Raw genomic sequence first — 8,661 nt, 5'->3', positions numbered from 1 at the left:
GAGCGGACGGAGGGAGGGGTGAGCGCAGAGGCGACGGTCCTTCTGCAGACGCTCCATCTGCCGGTGCTCGATGAAGTCGATGAGCTCCAGGTCGAGCGCGTTCTGCAGGAGCCCGCTCCCCTCCCCGAGACGCCACCCCGCACCCCACCAGCAAATCGCACAATCAACGCGCCGTCAGCACCCCTCACAAGATCGCCAACAGAGTCCCGGCCTTGGATCAACCTCACTCGTGAGCATGGCCGACGAACTCGCCACGGCACTGTGGCCGTGGAGGTCGGCAGACACGCCCTGGGGGCACGCGATCCAACGACGGTCGACACCGCGCCCGCATCCCCGGCCCCCGCACACGATGCGCGCGAGCCGGATGCGGAGCGAACGCGGACGACCAGTGTGCCCAACACCGTACGGGGACCTACGGGTGAATAGGTGCAACCAGCGCTCAGTCGCCAGGAACGGTTCGGGTTTCCATGCGACGGGCGATGTCGGCCCGCAGCGCCTTCTTGTCGATCTTCCCGACCTTCGTGGCCGCCAGCTCCTCCACGGTCACCAGGCGTTCGGGTAGCTTGAAGTGGGCGATTCCGACGCCTTCCATGGACGCCCGGATCTCCTCCAACGTGAGAGTCGAGCCGGGGCTGAGGACGGCATACAGGCATACGCGTTCGCCGAGCACGGGGTCGGGCATGGCGACCGCGGCGACCCTGCTGATCTGCGGAAACTGGTAGGCGAGATTCTCGATCTCCTCGGCCGAGATCTTCTCCCCACCCCGGTTGATCATGTCCTTGTCCCGGCCCTCGACGACGAAGTTGCCCTCGGGAGTAAGTCGGCAGATGTCGCCGGAGCGGTACCAGCCGTCGGCGGTGAATGCGCGGGCGTTCTGTTCCTCGGCCCAGTAGTAGCCGCGCGGAGTGTACGGGCCGCGTGTGAGCAGGAGTCCGGGCTCGCCCTCGGGGACGTCTTCGTCGAGTTCATCGACTATGCGCACCTCGTCGGCGTCGCACATCGGACGGCCCTGGGTGGTGCAGATGACGTCCTCGGGGTCGTCGAGCCGGGTGAAGTTGAGCAGCCCCTCGGCCATGCCGAAGACCTGCTGCAGTGTCACACCGAGGACAGGCCGGACCCTACGGGCGAGTTCGTCGGCCAGCCGTGCGCCGCCCGCCTGGACCACTCGCAGGGTGGCGAGCTGCCCGGCGCCGTACTCGGTGGCGTACTCAAGCCAGCCGGCGGCGACGGCGGGAACGACCGCGGTGTGGGTGACACCTTCGGCCGCGATGGTGGCGAAAGCCCGGTCCGGCCGGGGGGACGGCAGCGTGACGACGCGGCCGCCGCTCAGCAGCGTACCGAGGATGCCCGGGCATGCGAGGGCAAAGTTGTGGCCGGCCGGGAGGCTGACGAGGTAGGCCGTGGTCTCGTCGACCGCGGAGACCTTCGCGCTCTGCCGGGCGTTGTAGACGTAGTCGTCGTGGGTGCGGGAGATGAGCTTGGGCAGGCCGGTGGTGCCGCCGGAGAGCAGGAAGACCGCGACGTCACGGCTGTCGGGCGGGGAGGCGTCCAGGCGTGCCGTGTCCTTCTCGGGGTCCGCGCTCGGGGCGCACAGGGCACGCAGGTCGATGCTGCCCGGCGTGAGGTCGTCGCCCGCGACCAGCACGTGCCAGTCGGCGTCGGTCGTCGCACGCACGTCGTCCGCCAGTTCGTGAGCGAGTGCTTGGTGGTCGAAGTCCCGCAGCCGGTCGGGAACCGCGATGGCGACCGCCTCGGCATGCTTGGCGAGGTAGCCGAGCTCGGCCCGGCGGTGCGCGGGCAGTGCCATGACGGGCACGATGCCGGCCCGCAGACAGGCGAGGGTGAGGACGACGAACTCCCAGCCGTTGCCCAGCTGGACGACGATCCGGTCCCCCTTGCCGATGCCGAGGTCCAGCAGCCGCACGGCGGCGGCGTCCGCACGCTCTGCCAGTTCGGCGTGGGTCAAGCGGATGCCTTCGCCGCCGAAGGCCACGGGGTCGATCAGGGCAGGCGCATCCGGTGTGCGCCGCGCGACCTCTCGCAGTGCCTGGCCAAGTGGTACGCCGGCCCAGTAGCCCTCGGCGACATAGCGTTGTACGTCCGACTCTGGCCAGGGGACGACGTGGTCAGAGATCCGGCTGGGCATCGTCTGTCTCCTTGGTGATGATCACGGCGTCGAGTGCGACGAGCCCCTGGGCGGTGAGACGCAAGGGGTTCACCTCGATGTCGTCGAGTGCAGGGTTGGCGGCGAGGAGGTCGCCGAGTGCGGTGACGATCCGGCCGAGTTCGGCATGGTCGAGAACGGGTCCGCCGCGCCATCCGTCGAGCAACACGTGACCGGCGAGCTCGGACGGCATGGCTCCGGCCTCCGCAGCCGGCACGGGAGCGAGGCGGATGGCGACGTCCGCGAGTGCCTCCGCGGTCGTGCCGCCGAGTCCGACGAGGACGACCGGGCCGAAGACCGGGTCGCGGCGTGCGCCGACGACGAGGTCGACGCCGACGGGTGCCATGGCTTCGACGAGGTAGCGGCTCGCGCCGATCGAGTCGAGCTTGTCGAGTGCGGCATCCAGGCCGTCGGGGGTCGTGATGCCCAGGTGCACGCCTCCGATCTCCGTCTTGTGCAGCACGGCGGCGTCGAGCAGCTTCACTGCCACAGGACCACCCAACTCCGCGAGCGAGGCGTGCGCGGCGGCCCGGTTGTCGCAGGCGTGGCGGGGCGGTGTGGCCACGCCGACGCGGTCGAGGAGTCCTTTGGCCTCGTGTTCATCGTAGGTACCGACGATCGCGGTCGGCACCTCGGCAGATGCCGACGGCTTGGCGGCACGGGCTCGGGTACGCGCGTCGGCCAGCAGGGCGCCGGTGGCCGCGGCGACCCCGCGTGGGTCGGCCGCCACGGCGATCCCGGCCTCTGCCAGGGCCTGCCTCGCGCGCGTCACCTCCTCGCCGCTGCCGCCGAGTCCCAGCACCATCGGTACGTCGGCAGTGCGTCCCTCCTTGGCGGCGGCCACCAGATCCACAGCATCGGGTTCGTGCAGCGCGTATCCCGCGAGGACGTCCACGCCGGGGTCGGTGCCGACGGTGGCCAGGACGCTCCCCAGTTCGGGCCCGGGACGGCCGGTGTCGACGGGGTTGCGCTGGAAGGTCAGCGGCGGCAGGAGCCCGGCGAGGACCTGCTGGGTCGTGGCCGAGAGCTCGGGGACGCGGGCGCGTCGGCCCCGCAGGTCGTCGAGGAGGAGCAAGCCGGGTCCGGCCTGGGCGGTGACGACGCCCACTCCAGGGTCGGCGGACGGGCGGGCGCGGGTGATGGACAGCGCGCCGACGGCGTCGACGAGCTCGCGCTCGTCGTCCACGATCACGGCCCCGGCCTGTGCCAACGCGGCACGGGTGGTGCGCCAGGACGTGGCCAGGGCGCCGGTGTGGGAGGCGGCGAAGGCGCCGACGTCGTGCCTGCCGACGACCAGGGCCACGACGGGCCGACGCTCGGCCAGTCGTCGCACGCTCTCCACGAGACGCGGGCCATCGGCGACCGACTCGATGTGGAGGGCGACGGCCGTCGTGTGGGGGTCGTCAGCGAGGTGGTCCAGGACGTCCGGTGCGGTGACGTCGACGCCGTTGCCGAGACCGACGGCCAGGCTGATGCCGTGTCCGGCGTCGGTGAGCAGGAAGGCCAGGGCGTGGTTGACGCCGCCGCTGGCCGCGACGACGGCCACGCGGCCGGGCCGGACCTGGGCGACGCCGGGTACGAAGCTGGCGGTCAGGCCGGCGTGGGGGGCCAGGAAGCCGCTGGTGTTCGGACCGAGGAGGCGGATGCCCGTCGTGGCGACGATGTCCGCCAGCTCGCGCTGGTACTCCACTCCGGTACCGCCGGTCTCGGCGAATCCGCCACCGCAGATGACGGCGGCGCGCACGCCCGCGTTGGCGGCCTCGGCCAGCACACCGGGGCAGGCCGGAGCGGGGACACAGATCATCGCCAGGTCCACCGGTCCCTCCTCGGCGGCCTGCGCCAAGGAGGAGTACATGGCGTCGTCCCGACCGTTGATGAGCGCGAGGCGGCCGCCTGCGGCGGTGAAACCGGCGAGCGAGCGGGTCAGAGCGGCGCCGAGCTTGCCGGGGTTGCGGGAGGCTCCGACGACGGCGATACCGCGCGGTGTGAAGAGCGGAGCCAGGCCGTTGTCGAGCTCGGTTGCCGCCGTGGCGGGAACGGTGCTGGTCACGCGGGCACTCCTACGAGGTCGGCGCGGCCGGAGAGAACTGTGGTCAGGGCGCGGTCGTGGTCGGCTTCGGGATCGATCAGCAGGGCGGGAAGCTTGTCGCGCATCCGGGCCTGCTCACAGGCCAGCGTTCGGGTCAGCGGGGTGCCACCGTGGATCGCGGTCAGGACGGGCCGCTCCGGCTCGGGGAGTGCGGCGAGGCGGGACAGCTGTTCCCGCAGCTCTGGGAGTCCGCTCTCGTCGTCCGGCGCGGTCAGCAGCGCACCCCACGGACCCGTCGTCTGGTGCGGGGAGAGTGTGAGGGCGTGGGTTCCCTCCGCCGTCGCGGGCACACCGGCCGCGTCGTACGCGATGCGGAGCAGTCGGCCGGGGGCCGCCCAGCGGGGGTGCTCGAAGGGGGTCTCCAGCGGCTCGGCACCGTGCCGGTCGCGCCAGGCGCGGTGGCTGGCGTCGATGAAGTCCGGCGCGCGGCGGCCGAGGCGGGCGTCGGTGATGCTGCGGGTGAGGAAGTGGTAGCCGAACTGCCAGGGGTCGAAGACATCGTGGTACCGGCCGAAGTGCTCCCACCAGGCCAGGCTGGGCCGCGCGGAGTCCTGGATCTTGCGGACCGACGGCTGCGCGGCGTCCTCGTAGGCCGCGAGCGCCGTCGCGAGGTTGCCGGGGTGGGCGGCCACGGCCTGCGCGAGCGCGATGGCGTCCTCCATGGCCATCTTCGTGCCGGAGCCGACGGAGAAGTGCGCGGTGTGCACCGCGTCGCCCAGGAACGCCACCGGCCGGGGGGCCAGGGTGTGCCAGCGGCGGGTACGGCGGGTCCGGAAGTTGGCCCAGCGGGAGTTGTTGGTGAGCAGCTGGTGGCCGTCGATCTGGTCGGCGAAGAGCTTCTCCAGGTACTCCTTGGAGACCATGTCGCTCACACCGGGAGGCTGGGTGGTGTCGAACTCGTCGAGTCCTGCGCGCCGCCAGGACTCCTCGTCCGTCTCGACGATGAACGTGGACACGGTGTCGGAGATCGGGTAACCGTGGACGGCGAAGACGCCGTCCGGACCGCGCTCGTGGACGAAGGTCAGCCCGTCGAACAGGTAAGCGGTGCCGAACCAGATGAACTTCGCCGTGGCCGTCTCGATCTGCACGTCCAGCGACGGGGCCAGTTCCTCGCGGATGCGGGAGCCGGTGCCGTCCGCGGCGATGACCAGATCGTAACCAGTCAGGTCGTCGAGGCTCACCTCGGTGGAGAAGCGCAGTTCGGCACCGGCCCCACGGGCCCGCTCCTGCATCAGCGTGAGCAGGGTGCGTCGTGCGACCGCCGCCATGCCGTTGCCGCCGCAGCGGATCCGCTCGCCCTTGAGACGTACCTCGATCTCGTCCCAGTGCCGGCCGTGCTCGTCGAGCGCTTCACGCAGCACCGGATCGGCTTCGTCGATCGCGGCCAGAGTGCGGTCGGAGAAGACGACACCGAAGCCGAAGGTGTCTTCCGCTCGGTTGCGCTCGAAGACCGTGACCTCGATCGAAGGGTCAGCGCGACGGATCAGAGTGGCAAAGAACAGGCCACCCGGGCCGCCGCCTGCGACAGCAATACGCATAGGGGTTCCCCTGAAGACGCAGGGCCGGGGCGACGACGCGCCCCGTAGGTTTATGCGGCGCCGTAACGTCGCCGCAACCCCAACGTACGACATATGTACGACGGTCGTCTAGATAGTGAAATGTTTTGACTGCGGCTAGAGGGTCAGTTCGCTGCGAGCAGCGCGTCGACACACTCCTCCGCCCGCACCCTGAGAAGCCCGTGCGCCTCCAGGAACACCTCGTGTGCCAGACGGCCGTGCCAGCCGGCAGGCAGCAGCTCGGGGGGCAGGTCCGGGTCCCGGAAGGGGAACAGGCGGTAGTCGTGGATCAGCCGCATGCGCTCCACCAGCCCCTCCTGGGCGGTGAGCGCACCATTCCTGTAGCGCGACAGACGGGGCCGGTAGGTCTCCAGCAGCTCCGCGTAATCCTGGTCGAGCGCCTTGAGGTCCCACGCACGGGAGGCGATGTCACGGTCGGACTCCAGCCCGGACGAGCGGGAACGGAAGGTGTCCAGTCGAATGGCGGGTGAGCCCTCGAAGGCGGCCAGGACCTCGTCGGTCCGATCGTGCGGACTGAGCCAGATCGCCGAGGACAAGGGGCCGAAGCCGAACCAGGCCAGCTTCTTGCGTACCTGCTCCCGCAGCGCCCGCTCGGTCTCGGGCACCGAGTACACCACCATGTGCCACTGACCGTCCCAGGGCCCCCGAGCACGGTGGAAAATGCGGGCACGACCCTCGTCCAGCAACTCCCAGGCCGCCCCGGTGAGGGCGTAGACGGTCTCCCGCCCGTCCTTGCGGCTCTCCAGCCAGCCTTCCTTGCGCATGCGGGCCGCGACCACGCGAACGGTCGCTTCCGGCACGTCGAAGCAGGCCATCAGCGCCACGAGTCCGCGAAGCCTGACTTCGCCGTCCCGGTAGCGCAGATAGTCGCCGAACAGATCGAACACCAACGACCGAGGTTTCACTCAGCACCTCCCGACGGGCCCACTGCGGGCCGCACGATTCCCCAAGGAGTGCGGCACGGCCCTGTCGACCGCCCGCGACACTCACGCTCCATCTTCCTGCGGCGAGCATGACCGCCCACTCCGAGTAACTCACCTGGAAGACGATCGCTATAATATTGACACGCGAGACGTACGTCACCATGATGACGACATGGACACGGCGCGATTCCGGCGCCAACTCGTTTTCCGGGCCCCCAGTTTCCGGGCCCGCAGAGGCCCTCATGGGCATTGCCGCCCCTGCTTCACCTCGGCACCCTCACCATGGTCAGCAAGGGCCGGCGCAGCGCAGTACCGCAGCTTGGGGATGGTCAGGTCGATCTCGAAGGCCGTTTCCCCCGGCCGGTGGCATCGAAGGCACGGCGGGCGGCCGCGATCGATGCCGTCGCTCCGGCGCACCGCCGTCGACGAGGGTGCCGAGCACCAGAGGGACTCGGTGCGCCGGTCGGCGTCGCGCCACTCGCTGTCGATGTAGTGGCGGGCGTGCAGGGAGTTCGGCGTCGTTCTTGTTCGTCGAAGGCTGGATCGCCGGCACCGATCTCGCACTTGGCGGCCTGGCCGAACCGCTACGGTGATCCGATGCAGGCCGACCCGAAGCCGTACTGGAACACCGACGTCGCCCGGCATCCGGGCATCCTCCGCGCTGTGCCCGAGGGTTGCGGCGATGCCTTGGACGGACGGGCTGCTGGCGCAAAAGCTTGCCGAGCGGGCGAATCACGTCACAGGGATCGACAAGTCTCCGGAGATGATCGCCTGTGCACGCGAGTTCGCTGCAAGCCACCCGGAGCTCACCTTCGTTGAGGGGGACTTCCTCACCGCGGATCTCCCCGCCGAGGGCTACGACCTCGTCTGTTCGGTGACCACGATCCACCACATGGACTTCGAGGCTGCCCTGATTCGGATGCTCGAGTTGCTGCGGCCCGGCGGCACGCTGGTGATCGTCGGTCTGGCCCGCGAGGCGAGCCTGTCGGAGCGGGCAGCGATGATCGCGGCTGCCCCGATCGTACGGATCACGGAGGTGCTGCGTCGCGCGCGGGCCTGAGGGCATGCCCGTCGCTGTCCCTCAGATGAGTTATGGGCAGGTCCGGGCTGTGGCACTACCGCTGCTGCCCGGTATGCGTTACCGCCGACATGTGCTCCGTCGGTACTCGCTGATGGGAAAAACCCACCCGCTGATCTGACGTCCTTCCGTGGTTCGGATGGCCGATGGGCAGCCCGGATGGCGAGGAGAGCGTTCGTCGTGGTCGACATCACCGAGGTTTACGACCACTGGTACGCAGGGCAGTTCGAAGAGCGCGCCGGCTGAGACGGCTGCGGCAGCTGACCTGGCCGGAGATCGACAAACACCGTGACTACATCGAGGGCCTCCTCGCGACGGTGACAGTTTCGGCCATCCATCAGCGGCTGCGCGACGAGCACGAACTGCAGGTGTCGGTCTCCTCCTTCCCGCGCCGGGTGCGCGCGACACTGCCGGACGAGGCGGCAAGGTCGCAGGTCACGGTGGTGCGGGACGAGGATGAGCCCGGTTTGGAGGCGCAGATCGTTTTTCGGCGAGCTCGCCCAGGAGCGTCAGAACGGCCCTAGCGAGCGCGCAGGGCGTGGCCTGCGCGGCGCGGGAGCATACGGGTCCTGTCCGTCACCGGCCGCAGCAACTCGTGCGGGGCGGCGAAGGACAGCTCTGACTCAAGGCGACTACCCCGGCACGTCAACACCGCACTGTCCGACGCGGCGGCCTCGGCCGCACAGTCCAACAGCGCGGTTTTGCCGCTGCCGGGATCGCCCCAGAGCACCAGGGCCGCTCCCCTTGCCTGGCGGGCGCCGCCGAGGATCCGGTCAAGGGTCGCGGTCTCCTGCTGTCGCTCGTAAAGGTTCGTGCGATGGATGCCCCTT

Annotated in this window: 6 protein-coding genes; 1 reads left to right on the top strand and 5 read right to left on the bottom strand. The window is 70.0% G+C overall.

What is annotated here, in order from left to right; all coding sequences use genetic code 11:
* Positions 1-439 precede the first annotated feature (439 nt).
* The 4 genes from ABZ910_RS35940 to ABZ910_RS35925 all read right to left on the bottom strand — a co-directional run bounded on the left by ABZ910_RS35940 (position 440) and on the right by ABZ910_RS35925 (position 6,717).
* Complete coding sequence (locus ABZ910_RS35940; protein WP_361373583.1) at positions 440-2,146, bottom strand: AMP-binding protein; 1,707 nt, start codon at positions 2,144-2,146, stop codon at positions 440-442.
* Complete coding sequence (locus tag ABZ910_RS35935; RefSeq protein WP_361373582.1) at positions 2,127-4,214, bottom strand: acetate--CoA ligase family protein; 2,088 nt, start codon at positions 4,212-4,214, stop codon at positions 2,127-2,129. Before ABZ910_RS35935 ends, ABZ910_RS35940 begins: the two co-directional genes overlap by 20 nt.
* Positions 4,211-5,791 (bottom strand): FAD-dependent monooxygenase, encoded by a 1,581-nt coding sequence (locus ABZ910_RS35930; RefSeq protein ID WP_361373580.1) that lies wholly within the window; start codon positions 5,789-5,791, stop codon positions 4,211-4,213. Before ABZ910_RS35930 ends, ABZ910_RS35935 begins: the two co-directional genes overlap by 4 nt.
* 143 nt (positions 5,792-5,934) lie before the next feature.
* Entirely contained in the window at positions 5,935-6,717 is a 783-nt protein-coding gene (locus ABZ910_RS35925; RefSeq protein ID WP_361373585.1) for a PaaX family transcriptional regulator C-terminal domain-containing protein, read from the bottom strand.
* 718 nt (positions 6,718-7,435) lie between these two features.
* On the opposite strand from ABZ910_RS35925, the gene ABZ910_RS35920 reads away from it, so the two are divergent.
* A complete protein-coding gene (locus ABZ910_RS35920) occupies positions 7,436-7,813 on the top strand; it encodes a class I SAM-dependent methyltransferase (RefSeq protein WP_361373578.1) in 378 nt (125 codons plus the stop codon).
* A 538-nt stretch (positions 7,814-8,351) separates the two neighbouring features.
* On the opposite strand, the gene ABZ910_RS35915 is transcribed toward ABZ910_RS35920, so the two are convergent.
* On the bottom strand, positions 8,352-8,661 hold a 310-nt coding region (locus ABZ910_RS35915; RefSeq protein WP_361373576.1), incomplete at its 5' end, for an AAA family ATPase.

Source organism: Streptomyces sp. NPDC046805 (genome assembly GCF_040645355.1).
Lineage (GTDB): Bacteria > Actinomycetota > Actinomycetes > Streptomycetales > Streptomycetaceae > Streptomyces.
This window is presented reverse-complemented; position numbering and strand designations above follow the sequence as displayed.

Excerpts from the sequence above, each read along its gene's own strand:
- ABZ910_RS35940 (WP_361373583.1), bottom strand. The coding sequence starts at position 2,146 with ATGCCCAGCCGGATCTCTGACCACGTCGTCCCCTGGCCAGAGTCGGAC.
- ABZ910_RS35920 (WP_361373578.1), top strand. The coding sequence starts at position 7,436 with ATGCCTTGGACGGACGGGCTGCTGGCGCAAAAGCTTGCCGAGCGGGCG.
- ABZ910_RS35930 (WP_361373580.1), bottom strand. The coding sequence starts at position 5,791 with ATGCGTATTGCTGTCGCAGGCGGCGGCCCGGGTGGCCTGTTCTTTGCC.